Origin of the sequence: Mucilaginibacter gossypii (assembly GCF_017569325.2) — a bacterium.
Classification (GTDB): Bacteria; Bacteroidota; Bacteroidia; order Sphingobacteriales; family Sphingobacteriaceae; genus Mucilaginibacter; species Mucilaginibacter gossypii.
The window spans coordinates 5,159,259-5,175,685 of the sequence record NZ_CP071878.2 but is presented as its reverse complement, the minus strand read 5'-3'; the positions used below and the strand labels follow the sequence as shown (position 1 = coordinate 5,175,685).

Annotated in this window: 13 protein-coding genes; 3 read left to right on the top strand and 10 right to left on the bottom strand. The window is 45.1% G+C overall.

What is annotated here, in order from left to right:
- Positions 1 to 15: 15 nt before the first annotated feature.
- The 9 genes from J3L18_RS21670 to J3L18_RS21630 all read right to left on the bottom strand — a co-directional run bounded on the left by J3L18_RS21670 (position 16) and on the right by J3L18_RS21630 (position 13,032).
- Complete coding sequence (locus J3L18_RS21670) at positions 16 to 696, bottom strand: hypothetical protein (RefSeq protein WP_112571123.1); 681 nt, start codon at positions 694 to 696, stop codon at positions 16 to 18.
- Positions 693 to 2,012: an Nramp family divalent metal transporter gene (locus tag J3L18_RS21665; protein ID WP_112571125.1), complete on the bottom strand. Its 1,320-nt coding sequence runs from the start codon at positions 2,010 to 2,012 to the stop codon at positions 693 to 695. Before J3L18_RS21665 ends, J3L18_RS21670 begins: the two co-directional genes overlap by 4 nt.
- The gene (locus tag J3L18_RS21660) at positions 2,005 to 4,134 is read right to left on the bottom strand and encodes a heavy metal translocating P-type ATPase (RefSeq protein WP_112571127.1); all 2,130 of its coding nucleotides are present in this window, start codon (positions 4,132 to 4,134) and stop codon (positions 2,005 to 2,007) included. The genes J3L18_RS21665 and J3L18_RS21660 overlap by 8 nt, the downstream gene beginning before the upstream one ends.
- A gap of 13 nt (positions 4,135 to 4,147) precedes the next feature.
- Positions 4,148 to 5,344 carry an efflux RND transporter periplasmic adaptor subunit gene (locus J3L18_RS21655; protein ID WP_112571129.1) on the bottom strand — a complete coding sequence of 399 codons (1,197 nt, stop codon included), beginning with the start codon at positions 5,342 to 5,344 and terminating at the stop codon, positions 4,148 to 4,150.
- An 8-nt stretch (positions 5,345 to 5,352) separates the two neighbouring features.
- Positions 5,353 to 9,741, bottom strand: a complete 4,389-nt coding sequence (locus tag J3L18_RS21650) for a CusA/CzcA family heavy metal efflux RND transporter (RefSeq protein ID WP_112571131.1) — start codon at positions 9,739 to 9,741, stop codon at positions 5,353 to 5,355.
- Positions 9,742 to 10,023: 282 nt separating this feature from the next.
- The gene (locus tag J3L18_RS21645) at positions 10,024 to 10,338 is read right to left on the bottom strand and encodes a DUF6660 family protein (RefSeq protein WP_112651674.1); all 315 of its coding nucleotides are present in this window, start codon (positions 10,336 to 10,338) and stop codon (positions 10,024 to 10,026) included.
- A gap of 250 nt (positions 10,339 to 10,588) precedes the next feature.
- The gene (locus tag J3L18_RS21640; RefSeq protein ID WP_112571552.1) at positions 10,589 to 11,206 is read right to left on the bottom strand and encodes a class I SAM-dependent methyltransferase; all 618 of its coding nucleotides are present in this window, start codon (positions 11,204 to 11,206) and stop codon (positions 10,589 to 10,591) included.
- A gap of 186 nt (positions 11,207 to 11,392) precedes the next feature.
- A complete protein-coding gene (locus J3L18_RS21635; RefSeq protein WP_112571135.1) occupies positions 11,393 to 12,535 on the bottom strand; it encodes a prolipoprotein diacylglyceryl transferase in 1,143 nt (380 codons plus the stop codon).
- Positions 12,536 to 12,606: 71 nt separating this feature from the next.
- Entirely contained in the window at positions 12,607 to 13,032 is a 426-nt protein-coding gene (locus J3L18_RS21630; protein ID WP_112571137.1) for a MarR family winged helix-turn-helix transcriptional regulator, read from the bottom strand.
- Positions 13,033 to 13,737: 705 nt separating this feature from the next.
- Here J3L18_RS21630 and J3L18_RS21625 point away from each other — a divergent pair.
- The 3 genes from J3L18_RS21625 (at position 13,738) to J3L18_RS21615 (ending at position 15,964) form a co-directional block, all read left to right on the top strand.
- Complete coding sequence (locus tag J3L18_RS21625; RefSeq protein ID WP_112571141.1) at positions 13,738 to 14,166, top strand: PepSY-like domain-containing protein; 429 nt, start codon at positions 13,738 to 13,740, stop codon at positions 14,164 to 14,166.
- A gap of 99 nt (positions 14,167 to 14,265) precedes the next feature.
- Positions 14,266 to 14,835 carry a phosphatase PAP2 family protein gene (locus J3L18_RS21620; RefSeq protein WP_167516252.1) on the top strand — a complete coding sequence of 190 codons (570 nt, stop codon included), beginning with the start codon at positions 14,266 to 14,268 and terminating at the stop codon, positions 14,833 to 14,835.
- A 76-nt stretch (positions 14,836 to 14,911) separates the two neighbouring features.
- Positions 14,912 to 15,964, top strand: coding sequence for a hypothetical protein (locus tag J3L18_RS21615; protein WP_208057738.1), 1,053 nt, complete (start codon positions 14,912 to 14,914; stop codon positions 15,962 to 15,964).
- A 53-nt stretch (positions 15,965 to 16,017) separates the two neighbouring features.
- Here the strand turns inward: J3L18_RS21615 and J3L18_RS21610 are convergent, their stop codons facing one another.
- The gene (locus J3L18_RS21610) at positions 16,018 to 16,380 is read right to left on the bottom strand and encodes a response regulator transcription factor (RefSeq protein WP_112571145.1); all 363 of its coding nucleotides are present in this window, start codon (positions 16,378 to 16,380) and stop codon (positions 16,018 to 16,020) included.
- Positions 16,381 to 16,427 lie beyond the last annotated feature (47 nt).

The following is a 16,427-nucleotide window of genomic DNA, read 5'->3' as shown; positions in this document are numbered from 1 at the left end:
CCTCCTTCAAATGGTTCATGGTTTTAAATATTTATAGAGTTCAGGGAACCGTTCTTCATTGGCCAGCGCCACACGGACATAAGCTATAGAGGCAGCGATAGCTGCTATTCCAATGGCAACCAATAACTGAAGCGGAAAAATCTTCGCCTGTAAAAGCGCGGCAAGGTTTAGGCTTAAGCCGCAAATGATCAGCATCACCTTTACCATCCAGTGGCGTTTGCGTAGACAAAGAAAAGCAAGCAGGCATATACCGGCTACTACCGCCCCGCTGACAAAAAATAATGAACAGCCTTCATAAGGTTGGGGATGCAGAAAGTTATCGGAACGGCCGCATAATTCCGGCCATAGCCAACGTATGGCTTGATTCAGCACAAACAGAATGGCGGTCAATAGGAGGCCGAACATGGAAAAGCGGTTTAGCCAGAACATAAACCTGACCCGTTCTTTATACAGGAACAGTAAAATAATCGCACACCAGTAAGGTATCCAGAACGGCGCGTTGACCAGGTGAGGTGCCAGGTCCATGAATGGTAGCCATTTGATCCGCTGAACATAACTTTCCAGCCAACCATTGATTTGACTCAGATTGACATGAAATACAGTTAAGCAAACTGCAATCAAAAAGCAAACCATGGCTACCGAAGTTGACCAGCACACGATCTGGAAGGTCCTGGAATTGTACTTGGTCAATTTCATTTGCTGAAAAATTCGAGGTAAACCAAAAAAACTGCTCCCGCCGTCATCACCAGCAAACAAAGCCCCCCTAACACATTAGATAATGTCTTATTGGTGTATCTACCCATGATCTTTTCGTTGTTGGCGATATGCAGGACGATCCCGATGATCACCGGGCAGGTAACCCCATAAAGGATAGCTGTATAAAGCAGCGCGTCCACCGGATTGATCCCAAAATAGTTAATACCTAAACCCAGCAATACGGAAATAATAAGGATCACGTAAAAAGCTTTAGCCTGGTGGAACTTTTTATCCAGGCTGCCTTTCAGCCCAAAAGTTTCTGTCACGATATAGGATAGTGAACCACTGAGCACCGGGATCGCCAGAAAACCCGTACCGATGATGCCAACGGCAAACAGCAGGTAGGATGATCTGCCCGCGACCGGTTCAAGGGCTTTGGCAGCTTGTTCAACGGTATCGATATTCCTGACCCCATGCGAATAAAGAGCTGTTCCGGTAGCCAGGATGGTAAAAAACATGATCAGGTTGGATAAAAACATCCCCAGGTTCACATCAATACTCATTTTTTGAATGAGCAGGCCCAATAATTTCCGCTCCCTTTTTTCGCCGTTATCCGGGAAAGCATCGCTTAAGGTCAGCCGTCTTTTATTCACGATCAATTGCCGCTTTACCGTTTTGACATCTTCGGCTTCCATAGCGGTTTGCCAGAAAAACAAATAAGGGGAAATGGTCGTACCCAATATGGCTACCAGCACACCTATAAAATCCTTGTCCCAACGGAAGGTTGGTACCACGGTTTTTTTCAAAACTTCCCACCAGTCCGGTTTCGTAAAGAAAGGCACAGCGATATAAAGCAATAATGTAAGGCAGAGATATTTTAATACCGCGACGAACTTTTGATAAGGTAGGTAAACGATAAAAAATAACAGCAGGCCTGTAAAAAGGATGCTAAAGTATATGGCGGGCACTGATGGTAGAAGCAGGTTGGCCACAGCACCCATTGCAGCAATGTCGGCACCAATATTCAGGATGATCGCAGGAACGCTAAAGATTACCATCAGGTATAATACCGGCTTACCGTAATGCGCTTTCAGTGTGGTGGTCAGTCCTGAAGAAGTGATCAGGCCGATCCTGGCGCACATTTCCTGTATAGCTGCCATCAATGGAAATGTAATGATCACCGTCCATAGGGTAGTTAAGCCATATTTAGCCCCGGCCTGTGAATAGGTCGCTATACCCGATGGATCATCATCACTCGCTCCGGTCACAATTCCAGGCCCGAGCGCCCCCAAAAATTTCTTTACCTTTTTAAGCATCTTTTTTCTTTTTAGATTTTGCTGAATTATGGTGACCGCTGTCGTAAGCCAGTAAGCGAAGTGCATTAAATACCACCAAAAGGGTTGAACCTTCGTGGGCAATAACCGCCGGGCCAATAGAGGCGATACCTAAAATGGTCAATGGGATTAGCACAGCGACCATACCCAAACTGATGCATAGGTTTTGTTTGATGATACCCCGTGATTTGCGGCTCAAGCCGATGGCAAAGGGCAGGCTTTCCAACTGGTCACCCATTAAGGCGATATCAGCCGTTTCCAAAGCCACGTCAGAACCGGCAGCCCCCATAGCGATACCAACCGTACTTTTCGCCATGGCCGGGGCATCGTTAACACCATCGCCGACCATCGCCACTTTCTTTTCTGATTTATCCAGTTTTTGAACAGCGGCAACTTTATCCTCCGGCATAAGGTTACCCCAGGCATCGGTCACACCAACTTCTTTGGCTACCGCCTCTGCCACCTGTTGGTTATCGCCGGTCAGCATGACCATTTTTTTGATCCCTAATTCTTTAAGTTGGGCAATCACGTTCTTCGCTTCCTTTCTTGGCGTATCCATCAGGGCGATGATGCCTAAAAAGTCTTTCCCGGATTTTACCGTCATGGTCGTATTGCCACCTTTTTCCAGTTCTTCAACCTGCTTTTTTAATTCATCAGGCAAGGTTTTACCAAATAAGGCGAGATTGCCGATCAGAATTTCACGACTGCCGATCTTGGCCTGAACGCCTTTACCAACGATGCCTTTTACGCTGCCGGCTTCCGGTATTTTATGATTTCTCTTTAACCTTTCCAGACCACCAACAACAATAGCTTCCGCTAAAGGGTGGTCACTCAACTTTTCAACGGCTATGGCTGTTTCCAGTAATTCTTCCTCGGTAGTTCCTTCAAAAGGAATAACCTGCGTCAATTTAGGTTTGCCTTCAGTTAAAGTCCCGGTTTTATCAAAGGCAATGGCTTGCAACTCACCTAGATCTTCTAGCGGGCGACCGCCTTTGATCAGCACACCGCCACGGGCGGCACGGGCAACACCACTCAAAACAGCGCTTGGTGTGCTGATAGCCAAAGCGCAGGGACTGGCAGCTACCAGTACGGACATGGCCCGGTAAAAGCTTTTGCTGAATGGCTCATCGATCACTAAAAAAGCAAAACATAACGCGGTAACCAGCACCAATACCGCCGGAACAAAGTATTTCTCGAATTTGTCAGTGAAAAGCTGGGTCGGCGATTTTTGCTTCTCCGCTTCGTTCACCATTTTAACCAGGCGGCTAATGGTGGAATCTTTAGCTTCCCGGATCACTTTCACCTCCAGTGCCGAACCGCCATTAATAGTTCCGGCAAAAACCCGGTGTTCGGGCTTGATGGTTTTTTCAGCGCTATAATCCTTATCGATATCGGCAACAGGTCGCTTTTCCACCGGAACGCTTTCACCCGTGATCGGTGCCTGGTTGACGCTGCCTTCACCTTTGACCACTACGCCATCAGCGGGTATCTTGCTATTGGGTTTGATCACGATGACCTCACCCAGTTTCAGTTCCTCAATGCGTACTTCGGTTTGCTTACCGTCACGGATGACATGGGCCGTTGGCGGCGCTAAACTGGTCAGCGCTTCAATGGACTTGCGGGCTTTGCCCATGGCATAATGTTCCAGGGAATGGCCAAGACTGAACAGGAAAAGCAGCAGCGCCCCTTCCAGCCATGAGCCTAATATGGCCGCGCCGACAGCCGCTACCAGCATCAGGAAATCGATCTCAAATCCGCCCTTCAGGACGGTTTCCACGGCTTCTTTCGCCGTGAAATACCCGCCGAAGAAATAAGCGATGATATAACAGGAAAGACTGGCCCACTCCGGCAGCGATTTGACGAAATGCAAACCCCAGCCTGCACCAAGCGCAACACCACAGAGAATCGCAAAGATCAGTTCGGTATTCTTGCCGAAAATACCACCATGCTCATGGTCGTGACCTTCTTCTTGTTCATGCCCCTCTTCATCATGATCGTGACCCTTTTTTTCCTCTTTATCTCCCGGGCGGCTGATATCCACCCTTGGATGTTCGTGCTTGTGCCCTTTGTGGGACGCCGCGTTTTTGCTTTCCTGTTTTTTCATGGTTTATTGGATTTTATTCTTCTTCACTGTTTTTTAGTTTACTCAAAAGGTCATAAGCGCCCCTGGTAACGATCTGGCTGTTCGCCGGGATCGCCGCCGGTAATTCGACCGCGATATAACCGCCTTCCTTAACGCCGGTAGTGATTTCCGCCATTTTAAAGCGATAAACTTTGGTGTCGCCATCTTTACGCTTTTCGGTGTCCGTACCTGACATTAAAAATACGTATTGTTTACCCTCAAAATTTACGATGGCCGATTCAGGCAATGCCGGTGTTTCACTTTTGCCGGTTTCAATAAATGCCTTAACGTAAGTACCCGGGAGGAAGTTAACGCTGCCTTTAGCGATGCTGTGGATACGGATGGTCTTATCGGTATTGATCTCTTTACCAACCAGCGAAACGATGGCCCGGCGCTCGGTAGAGTCGTTGGTGAGGGTGAACCGGACATTCTGGCCTGGTTTCACCTTTTCCGCATCCCGCTCGAACACATTGAGCTCCACATGCAGGTTGTTGCTGTTAACGATCTCCAGCATGATATCATTCGGATTTACGAATTTGCCTACATTGGTATTGACCTTAGTTACATACCCACCAATTGGTGCATAAATATTGACCGTGCTCCTGATAGCGGCGGGAGTTAATTTTGACGGATCAATATTGATCAGCTTTAAGCGCTGGCGCAAGGCTGCCTCTCTTGCCATCGAGCTTTCGTAACTGGCTTTGGCTTGCTGCAAGACCTTGGTCGCGGTCACGTTCTGTGAGGCCAGTGTTTGCTGACGTTTATATTCTTCCGAGTTCAGGTCATGCTGGCTTTTGCTATCTAGATAATCCTGCTGCAATTGCACATAGTCCTGGTTTTCGAGAACGGCGATCACCTGCCCTTTACTTACTACCGAGCCTTGCAGCACCGGAATAGATTTAACGATGCCACCCATTTGGGTACTGATGCTAACCAGGTCCTGCGGTGGTACGTCTATAAAACCATTCACTTTCAAAACCCCGCTCAACGCTTTCGGGCTTACTGTTTCCAGTTTCACGCCGAGTGTATTGTATTGCGCTTCGCTGATCTCAGCGACATTACTTTCTTCTTTCTTTTTGGTTGTATCAGCTTGTTCGGGGGTTTCTTTTTTACCGCCGCCGCAGCTGCCGAAGGTTAGGGCCAGTGAAGCGATCATCATTAACCCTGTAAATTTTATGATTTGTTTTTTCATTTCTTTAATTATAAACCGGTCAGGTATTGCAAGTCGTAAACAGATTGATTGTATTGATTAAGTGCCTGTAAATAGGCCAGCCGGATATCCGAAGCTGTTTTTAAGGCCTGGACAAATTCCACATAGCTGATCTCTCCATTCCGGAAAGCGATCTGCGCCTGTTTAAGGATCAGGTCAGCATTGGGTAAGGCACTGGTTTCGTAATAAGACACCGAGCGGTCGTTCTTCAGTAACTGGTGATAGGCCTGCTCATATTGGCTGGATAAGTTCTTCTCATACAATTGCAGCTGTGTCTGCGATACCTCCTTTTGAATACGGGCCGATTTCACACGCGCCGCATAAGGTTTAAAGAACAGGGGTATGGAAACCCCGGCCTGTACACCCTGGAAACGATTTGCGCCGGTAAAATTCCGGTCAATACCGTTTACATTCTGGATACCCATAATCGATTGGTTAAAATAACCGATGGTAAAATCCGGCCCCGACTTCGCTTTCTCCAGGTCAATGTTGCGGTCAGCCAGAATGATCTGTTGACGCTGGTAGGCCAGCTGCGGGTTCTGATTGATGGCGCTGTCGAGGTGCTTAAATTCGGCTACGGCCCTTTTCAGTGCGCCCTTGGAAAGGGTCACAGAATCGGTAGTATTCATCAGTCGCTGTAATTCGGCACTGCCCGCAGCAATATCCCCGTTATTGCGGGTCGTTTGATTCCTGATCTCATTTAACTGCGTTTCGGCGGTGGTTTTTTCCAGCAGATTACTTGCACCTGCTTTGTAACGAACCGAAGCTGCCCGGTAAAATTCGTTATAAATAGAATCCTGTCGCAGGTACAGGTCGCTTAAAGCCGTAAAGTAGGATAACTGCCCATAAGCTTGTCGCACCTGGTAACGCAGTTGCGCCTGTGTTAAGGTCAGTCCGATCTGGGCATTTTTTTCCTGCGCCTCAAATACCTGGCGCTGGCTTTTAAACAAGCCGGGGAAAGGTATGCTTTGCTGGATATTGATCTGGTTATCCCTTTTAATGCTGTTAAACTGCCCGTATTGCAGATTGATATTGGTCTTTCCGAGATCAAAAGCGCTACCTTTTAAGGCAGTTTGCTGGTTGATCTGAAGTTGGGAAGAGCGCACGCCGAAATTATTGGTCAATGCGGTGTTAACTGCCTGGTCCAGGCTGATAGGGCCACCTGTTCCAACACGGGTCTGCGCTTTAGCAGACGATAGCCCGAAGCCCATGAATAACAACAGGGTGGCTATGATCTTCGCCGCTTTACCGCCCTTGCGGTCACTGCGGGACTTTTCAAAATAGGTATATAACACGGGTAAAACGATTAGGGTTAATATGGTGGAGGTAAGCAAGCCACCGATCACCACCGTTGCCAGTGGTTTTTGTACCTCGGCACCTGCGGCAGATGAAATCGCCATCGGCATAAAGCCTAATGAGGCTACCGTTGCGGTCATCAAAACCGGGCGTAACCTTTCCGCTGTTCCCTCCAGTACGATCTTCTTCAGGTCGGTCAGTCCGCCTTTTTTCAAGCGGTTGAATTCAGTGATCAGTACGATACCGTTTAATACAGCCACACCGAACAGGGCAATAAATCCAACCCCTGCCGAAATACTAAATGGCATCCCTCTTAATAGTAAGGCGAAAACACCACCGATGGCTGCCATCGGGATAGCAGAAAAGATCAGGATGGATTGTTTGATCGAACCGAAAGAGAAATACAGTAATAACAAAATAAGTAGCAAGGCTACCGGTACAGCGACAGACAAGCGGGCAGTAGCTTCTTTCAGGTTCTCAAATTGACCGCCATAGGTTACGTAGTATCCTGCCGGCATTTTGATCTGCTGATTGATCTTGCCCTGGATCTCGGTCACCACTGATTGGATATCCCGGCCACGGACATTCAGGCCTACGACGATACGGCGCTTGGTATCTTCACGCTGAATTTGGTTCGGGCCAACCTGGAACTGCACACTGGCTAACTGTTCCAACGGCACCTGGTTACCATTAGGAGCGGTCACATACAGGTTTTTCACATCATCAATGCCCTGGCGGTTCTGATCTGATAAACGCACGACCATATCGTAACGGCGCTCTCCCTCGTAAACCAAACCAGCGGACTGCCCGGCGAACGCGGCATTAATAGCCGTATTGACCGTTGCTATACTCAAACCATATTGGGCAACTTTATCCCGGTCGATCTTAACTACGATCTGCGGCAAACCGGTGGCTTGCTCGATATACAAATCTTTCGCACCGGAAACACTGTTTACGATCTTTCCTACTTTTTGGGATAGGTCGGCCAGGGTTTGCAGGTCGTCACCAAATATCTTGATACCTATATCCTGACGTACACCGGAGATCAGCTCGTTAGAACGTAATTGAATTGGCTGGGAAAAACCAAAGGTGACACCCGGAACATTTTCCAGTTCCTTCGCCATCAGGTTAGCGAGTTCTTCACGGTCGTGGGTAGTGGTCCATTCTTTTTTGTCTTTCAGGATCACGGTCAGGTCACAGGCATCCATCGGCATCGGGTCAGTGGGTATCTCGGCGGCACCTATCTTACCGATCACCTCCTTTACTTCCGGGAATTTTTTAACCAGGATCTGTGAAGCCTGGTTAACCTTATCAATTGTTTGGGAAAGGGAACTGCCGGTTAGCAGGCGGGTTTCAACTGCAAAATCTCCTTCTTCCAGGGTCGGGATAAATTCGCCGCCCATACGGGTAAAAGTGAATACAGCAGCCACTAATAATACCACAGAAATGATAATGATCTTTAAACGGTGGTTCAGCGCGCCAATGATAAGCGGCTCATAACGTTTATGGATGGCATCCATCATTTTGTCCGAGATATTCTTTCCGTTCTTTGGCTTTTTACTCAGGAACATCGAAGATATCATCGGTACATAGGTCAGTGACAACAGGAATGCGCCAATAATGGCAAAGGCTACCGTTTCAGCCATCGGGCGGAACATTTTGCCTTCAATGCCTACCAATGCCAAAATTGGAAAATACACGATCAGGATGATGATCTGACCGAAAGCCGCAGCGCTCATCATACGCACTGCTGAAGTTTCAACCTGCTCATTCATTTCTTGCTGGGTGTAAGCTTTGGCACGTTGTTTCGCATATAACAAGTGCATCGTAGCTTCCACGATGATCACCGCGCCATCGACGATCAGACCAAAGTCGATAGCGCCCAGGCTCATTAAGTTCCCGGATACCCCAAATAGGTTCATCATACAGATAGCAAAAAGCATGGCCAGTGGTATCACGGAGGCTACCACCAATCCTGCACGGAAATTGCCCAGGAAAACCACTAAAACGAAGATCACAATGAGTGCTCCTTCGATCAGGTTTTTTTCTACAGTGCCGATAGCCCGGCTCACCAAAGCGCTGCGGTCAAGGAAAGGCTCTACCACCACACCTTCAGGTAAAGTTTTGTTGATGCGGGCGATTTTCTCTTTTACCGCTGTTACGACATTATTGGCATTGGCTCCTTTGAGCATCATCACGATACCACCGACGGCCTCGCCGCTGTTCTCTTTAGAGGCACGGGTTAATGCGCCGTAACGGATAGAGTTGCCGATATTGACGGTAGCGATGTCCCGGATCAGCACCGGTGTGCCATCCGTATTGTTTTTGACGACGATCTTGCCGATATCATCAGTTGAACCAACCAGACCTTCACTTCGGATAAAATAAGCATTGGGTTTTTTATCGATATAAGCGCCACCCGTATTTTGATTGTTTTGGGCAAGCGCGTCAAATACATTGTTGATACCAAGGTTAAAACTACGCAGCTTATCAGGGTCAAGTGCGATCTCGTATTGCTTTAGTAAACCGCCAAAGCTGTTAACCTCCGCAATGCCTGGTGTGCCTAATAACTGGCGTCTTACGATCCAGTCCTGCACACTTCGTAATTCACGCGCGTTGTATTTGCTTTCATAACCAGGCTTGGCATGAATAACATATTGATAGATCTCGCCAAGCCCGGTGGAAATGGGTGAGATTTCTGGGTTACCTAAACCTGCAGGGATATTATTTTTGGCTTCTGAAAGCTTTTCATTAACCTGCTGACGTGCCCAATAAATATTTACATCATCGTGGAATACGATAGTTACCACCGACAAGCCAAAGCGCGAAATAGAACGCACCTGCTCGATCTCGGGTATGGTCGCCATGGTTTGCTCAACCGGGTAAGATATGAGCCTTTCTACTTCCTGGGTGGCCAGTGAAGGGCTCAGCGTGATCACCTGAACCTGATTATTCGTAATGTCAGGAACGGCATCTATGGGTAATTTTTTGAGTGACCAGATCCCCCAGGCAATGAGCCCGAGTGTGAAGATCCCGATCACCAATTTATTGTTGATGGAAAAATGAATGATCTTATTCAGCATAAAAATGATCTAATGCTTGGATAAGATATGACAGTACCTCTGTACAATTCCGATCATTGCCAAGACCATAAAAATGGTCATGATGATGATAGCGATGGTGCGTATAATGCGCATCCATAACGGCCTTTGGAATTTCTTCTTCTTTTTTTTCTTGTGAGTTACAGAGGTACGCTTAGCAGGATTTATCCTGTTTGTTGCCATACCGGTACAAGTAAAACATGAAATAATAAACTTGCCGCAAAGCAGCGTCAACTATGACGCAAAACGGCGAACTCGGAAAGTTTATGCGTTTAGCTTGGGCGGTTGCCAAATGTTAGCTGGTCGGGTAACCGGCTTTTCAGGGATCATGAATGCTACAACAGGGGTATAAGTTCCGGCAACCGGTCGGAAGATCATTTTGCTTTGGATAACCACCTGCATGTTACAGCAACTGCAATGGCACATCGGCGGACACTGGTCCTGGTTGGTTTTGGACTGGTGCTGCTTTGTTAGAGTCAATGAAGCGAATGCATCGGGTACACCACCGACTTTATCCTTGCATGGCTCCAGGTCCAGGCAAAGAAAAAAAAGGGCAAATATGAAGCACATCCATTTCATTTCGGTGCAAAGATATTAAATCAGTATTTAAAAATACAATTTATAAGTTTGACTTTTGCCATAACCAAATACTTAACAACGTTTTATACGGTTTGTTTATCAGACTTTACCTTATATCCCTTGTTATAGTTTTAACAAACAACAGGTGATTCGCTTTAAGATCTCCGCAAAGATAGTAGAGTTACTATGTTTTGCAGAGTACCGCGAAGCTTATAAAGATTCTCTTTATGAAATAAAATTGTACCAGATATTACAAACTACTTTTTTCGAAGCTGCAAAAAAGAAAATTCTGGGTGGTTTGAAACGGGGTTACATGATCTTCATGGATACACCTGATCTTTTTAAAATCTTTAGTTAGCTGGTTTTGTAATTGTTCTTCTGTGTATTGTTTTATGGACAGCCCGCTGCATTGTTCTGGTCCGTTCTCCGAAAAAGTGCCAATGACCAGGTAATTTTTAACGGATCTTCCGGCTATGTCCAAATAAGCAGCAATTTGGTTTTGCCCTGTTAAGAAATGAAAGGTAGCACGGTCGTGCCAAAGGTCATAATATTCATCCGGTTTAAAATCAACAATATCGGAAATGATCCATTTGACCAATTCACTTTTTTTGCCAAGTCTTTCTTGTGCTTTTTGCAATGCGGCTGTAGATATATCCAGTACCGTAATATCTTCAAACCCTTCTTGCAGAAGGTAGTCAACCAACTTACTGTCGCCGCCTCCGATATCTATGATCTTTGAAGTTTTGGATAGATCAAAGCTATGAATGAAATCAAGCGAAGTTTGAGGAACAGATTGTGTCCAGCTAACCTGATCCGGTTTTTTGGTTTGATATACCTGTTCCCAATGTGTTTTTTTATTTTCTCTCATATCGGTTTGATGAGCTAATATAACCATCAATTGGAAAATTTATGTCGACTGACAACTACGTTTCCTAAAATTAATATAAGGATTACAATGATCAGGGCCGAAAAAGGAAGTTCAAACAGCCACTTGCTCAAGAAAGTTGAATCAATAAATGTGTTGCTATTACTGACTATATTATTTATTAGTACTTTATTCCGGATTATATTTTGTCTTTCTCGAACTCACATAAACGATCAGACAGCCGGTCAAAAACAGACCCATCGAAATCAATTCTGCCTGGGTTGGTTTTACAAATCCGAGATCATATTTATTATTAACACGGATCAATTCAATGAGAAACCGCTCGGCGCCATTCATTATCAGATAAATTCCAAACAGCCTGCCGGGCGAAGTAATAATCTTTCTCAGTTTCCACAACACCAGGAAAAGCAGGGTGCATACCACAAATTCATACAAGGAGGTCGGGAATACGCCAATAGGTAACTGAAAGCAATGCTCGCCTGTGCAGCCTGGGATCAATACACCCTGGTCACTTACATTGTGCGGATAGGTATAGCTCCACAGCCAATCGGGTAACCATTTTACTGGTTTTTGAAAAGAATTTACAATTCCCCAATCCCCATCGCCTGCCATATGGCATCCTATCCGGCCAATACCATAAGCCAGCATGAGTACGGGCGCAGCGCTATCGGCCAACTGCCATTTGTCGATGTGCTTTTGATGTGCATAGTACAAAATGGCCATCGACGCCACGATCAGTCCCCCATAAAATGTTAAACCGCTAAAAGCAAAGAAGTCAGCCGGATGGGCTATGTAGCTGCTCCAGTTTTCTAATCCGTCAAATAGCTTTGCGCCGACGATGCCGGCGACTGCGGCAATACCGATAATGGTATCGGTTCTTTCATGTGGCCAGTGCGAAATTACCTTCAATTCAGGCTTACCTGCGGCTTTCAGGCTTTTGAAGTAGTACCTTATAAAGGCGACGAGCACTGCAAGAATTAACGCAAAGGCCAGATCCATCAGCACAATGCCGTCATACGGATCGCCATCAAACGAAAAGCGGTTCCGGGCAAAAACAATCAATGCCAGGCCCATTAACAGGGTAATCAGGCCTGTAAAGAATATTTCCCACGAGCTGATTTGCTTTCCGACCCATGTAAGCTCCCGGCAAGGCTGTAACCAACCTTCACTTTCACGGCGTTTTAGTTCTTTCTTTAGGAGCAGCATTGCGACAAGAAACGCGATGGCAACAAACAGGCCGAACATTTTAATAGGTAATGGGATGGAAAAACCAAAAATATCTTTAGTGAGATCGGAGAGTGTTGGATACATAATAAATGACTGTTAAAATTTTCAGAATGGCCGCAGGACTCGCCTTAAGTTAAAGTTTCCCTCCTGCTCAGTCAAACCTGAAGTTCAACCAAATTAGATTGCATCTTAAAAAGCGTTGCATAGAAATAATCCAGGTGCGTTTTATCCAACTGTTGATTGATCATGCAATTTACCTGCTCAATCGCTTGCTGAATTTTGGGAATGATAGCTTCGCCTTTGCTGGTCAATAAAACGAAATGTGCTCTTCTATCCGCACTGTTCTGTTCGGTATAGACCAACCCGTCCCTAGTCATCCCTTCGATCAATACCGCTATACGCGATTTGTCGGCCTGGTATAGTTCTGCCAGCTCTTTTTGCGTAAGTCTGCGATTTGTGTATGCCAGGATGAGAAGGATCTCCGCATGATGTTCGAACTTAAGTTCCGGAAGAACCCTGGTGATAGCGCGGCTATATAAACGGCTCAGGCGGCTCAGACTTTTTGATAATAAAAAATGCATGATGAATTTCTTGAAGAATAAAAAAAGAAACAGCGCTGCTTTACAGCTCGTAAGGCATTAAATGGTCTAGAAAATCAAATACGCAGAGAGAGCCGGAATGGAGGGTAAGGATAAAAGTATCGCCGAAAAGGAACGAGCGTAAGTAATTTTGCACGTCGTCCGATTCGTGCCAGCAACAATAAGATAAAAAAAGAACCAGCCAGTTTAATAAATAAGTGATGAATATTTTGATTTTTATTCAAAACTGACTTATCGGTGCGGTGCATCAAACTGAGGGCGTGATTGTTGGCGTTGTCTAACTTTCGTTTAAAAATAGAGTTATAATGTCCTTGGGGATTGAGCGATCTTTGACCGTGAGGGGGGAGGAATAAAATATGGGTAAGTACTACAAACAAGTAGGCCACGAGAAGAAGCAATACATTTGCATTGTTATATTTACTATTACCCATATACAAACATAAGTTTTTTATTCTGGTAAATTAAAAGCTGAAGCTCTGGTACCTTCCCTTTAGAGATTTCGGGATGCGATTGTTATGGGTAATGGGTATCCTTTGACTAAGAAAAGTATTATCATCAATATGACAAATGCAGTGACATTGACGTTCCGATTTAAGTATTATAGAGATAGTAGGGTAAAGTCAATCACGTTGATGAACACAATTTTCCTACAGAATGATTTTTTATCATTGAATATAAACTTAAAAAATGAAAAAGAAATTATTGTTTGGCGTTATCGCCTTCCTTATCGCAGGCAATGTTATGGCACAGGACTTAAAAAGCTCCGCTGTGCCCTCCGTTGTTAAAGCCGCGCTGGCTAATAAATATCCGCAGGTTACCAAAGTCACCTGGGAAAAGGAAAAAGGAAATTATGAGGCTAATTGGGGTGGAAAATCTGGTGAAGACAATTCCGTTACATTTACACCGGCAGGTGCATTTGTCGAAATTGTGAAGGCCATATCTATAAGCGAATTGCCAAAAACTGTTGCGCCCTATGTTGCCGCGCACTATAAGGGCGCGAAAATTAAAGAAGCCGGAAAAGTAACTGATGCCGCCGGGAAAACCATGTATGAGGCCGAAATAAAGGGTGGCGACCTGATCTTTGATGAAAATGGTAGCTTTTTGAAAAAAGACTAAGTATCAGTGCAACTATCTGATCGAAAAAAACGAATAATGCTGTATGTACTGGTAACCATGATGATTGGTTTTCTGGCGCTCACAGCATTTGTTTTTTTCATGCCAGTATTCTTATTAGACCGGGAATTTTCAGAAGAAGCACAGGAACATCAAAACCCACAGTTGGACACGGCGATGAAAATGGTTAGCTGGTTTGGTTATATGCCAAATTCGGTTATCATCGTTTTGGGTACAGCGTTGCTGTTTTTTCTTTATAAATATAAAAAGGAAGGTTTATTCCTGCTGTCAACCCTGATCTCCGGTATAATCAGTTCTATCGTTAAACTTATTGTTAATCGTCCGAGGCCGTCAGAAACCTTAGTTAGGATCATTGAAAAAACAAGACAGCAAAGCTTTCCAAGCGGGCATGTAATTTTTTATGTCGTTTTTTTCGGTTTCCTGGCTCAGCTGATGTTTGAGATTGCCGCTGTCCCCAAATTTATCCGGGCATCAGTTGGCTCAATTTGTATGTTATTGATATTCATCGTTCCATTTTCCCGTATCTATTTGGGCGCGCATTGGTTAACCGATGTGCTTGGCGGCTTCTTACTGGGTCTGGTAATTTTAGCCACACTTGCTTATCTCTATTTGAAAAAAAGAAACATAGCCCTGCATAGAAACGAAGTGTAACAACGCACTTTCCTACGGTCATCAACAGATAAGTCATCCCTTTTGGTTAATTTGCCAGAAATATTAAATTAAACCCATGAAAAAGTTACTATCCTACCTATTACTCGCTGTATTATTCCTGTCGTTGTCATCGCTTTCTGCTGTCAATAGCGACAATATAGGGATTGGTCAGCAACCCCAGGTTAGCGTCGACACTAAGGGTGTAATCAGGGTTGTTTTTGGATCAGAGGATAAAATATTCTGCGCAACCTCAAATGATCATGGAAAATCTTTTAGTCAACGGGTTTTGGTAGCGCGGGTGCCTGATATGCACCTTGGCATGTCGAGAGGGCCTCAATTATCAAGCTCTGCTAATTATTCAGTGATCACGGCTATGGACAAATCCGGAAATATCCATTGGTTTAAGCTTAGTCACGCTACGGGGCACTGGAAGACGATGGGTGTCGTTAATGATTTGACAGGTTCTGCACCCGAAGGGCTGATGAGCATAGCAGCAGACAAAAAGGATAATTTTTACGCGGTATGGCTCGATAACCGAACCGGAAAGCACAATCAGATCTATTTTGCGTCCTTACCAGGCAAAGCTATGAAGTGGACAAAAAATATTTTGGCTTACCAGTCGCCTGATCAACATGTCTGCGAATGCTGTAAGCCAAGTATAGCTGTACAGGGAAATAACGTAGCTATTATGTTCAGGAACTGGCTGAATGGTTCCCGGGACCTTTATGTAACCCGGTCATTAAATGGCGGGCAGACATTTGCAGCAGCGCAAAAATTAGGTCTGGATACTTGGAAACTCAATGGTTGCCCGATGGATGGCGGCGGCATTGTCATTGATCCTACGAATACCGTTCAAACTACCTGGCAGCGAAAAGGTATGGTATATTTCTGCCAGCCCGGCCAGCCTGAAACTTTTATCGGCAATGGCAGAAGCTGTGCTATCGCGATAAGTGGTACCAGCAGCTTTATTACGTATCAAAATAGCGATACCGTAAAATTAATGTCGCTACAAAGCAAAAAAACACAAGTGGTAGGGAATGGCAGCTTCTTAAGATCCGCCATATTGCCAAACAACAAGATCATTTGTGTCTGGGAGCAGGATCATATGATCAAATTTAAAAACATCTAAACTATTGAATTGCCGGACAGGTTAATATTTTCGTGTCAATAAGCAGCCTATGCCTATAATTGCAATTGCATTTCAACCGCGTTGAGCAATTCAGCAACATCAAATGGCTTTGGCACAACGTCATCCGCGCAAACTTCTTTGATAGCGGTCAGGACTTTTGGATGCGTCGAAAATACAATTACGGGGATATGTTTTGTTTTCACGTTTTTCTTTAGCGTAAGGCATAACAGTGTGCCTTCTTCACTTGGTCTGATAATATCCAGTATGATGACATCCGGTTTGTAATCATTGATCACCTCTAATACTTTGCTCTCCGTGTTTAATGCTTTTACTTCATAACCTTCATCTTCCAGTATCAAGGACACAATTTCGATTATGGCCTGATCATTCTCCATCACAAGGATCTTTTTCTTCATGCTTTATAAAATAAACGTTAAATATAAATAATTTTTTATGGATCAGG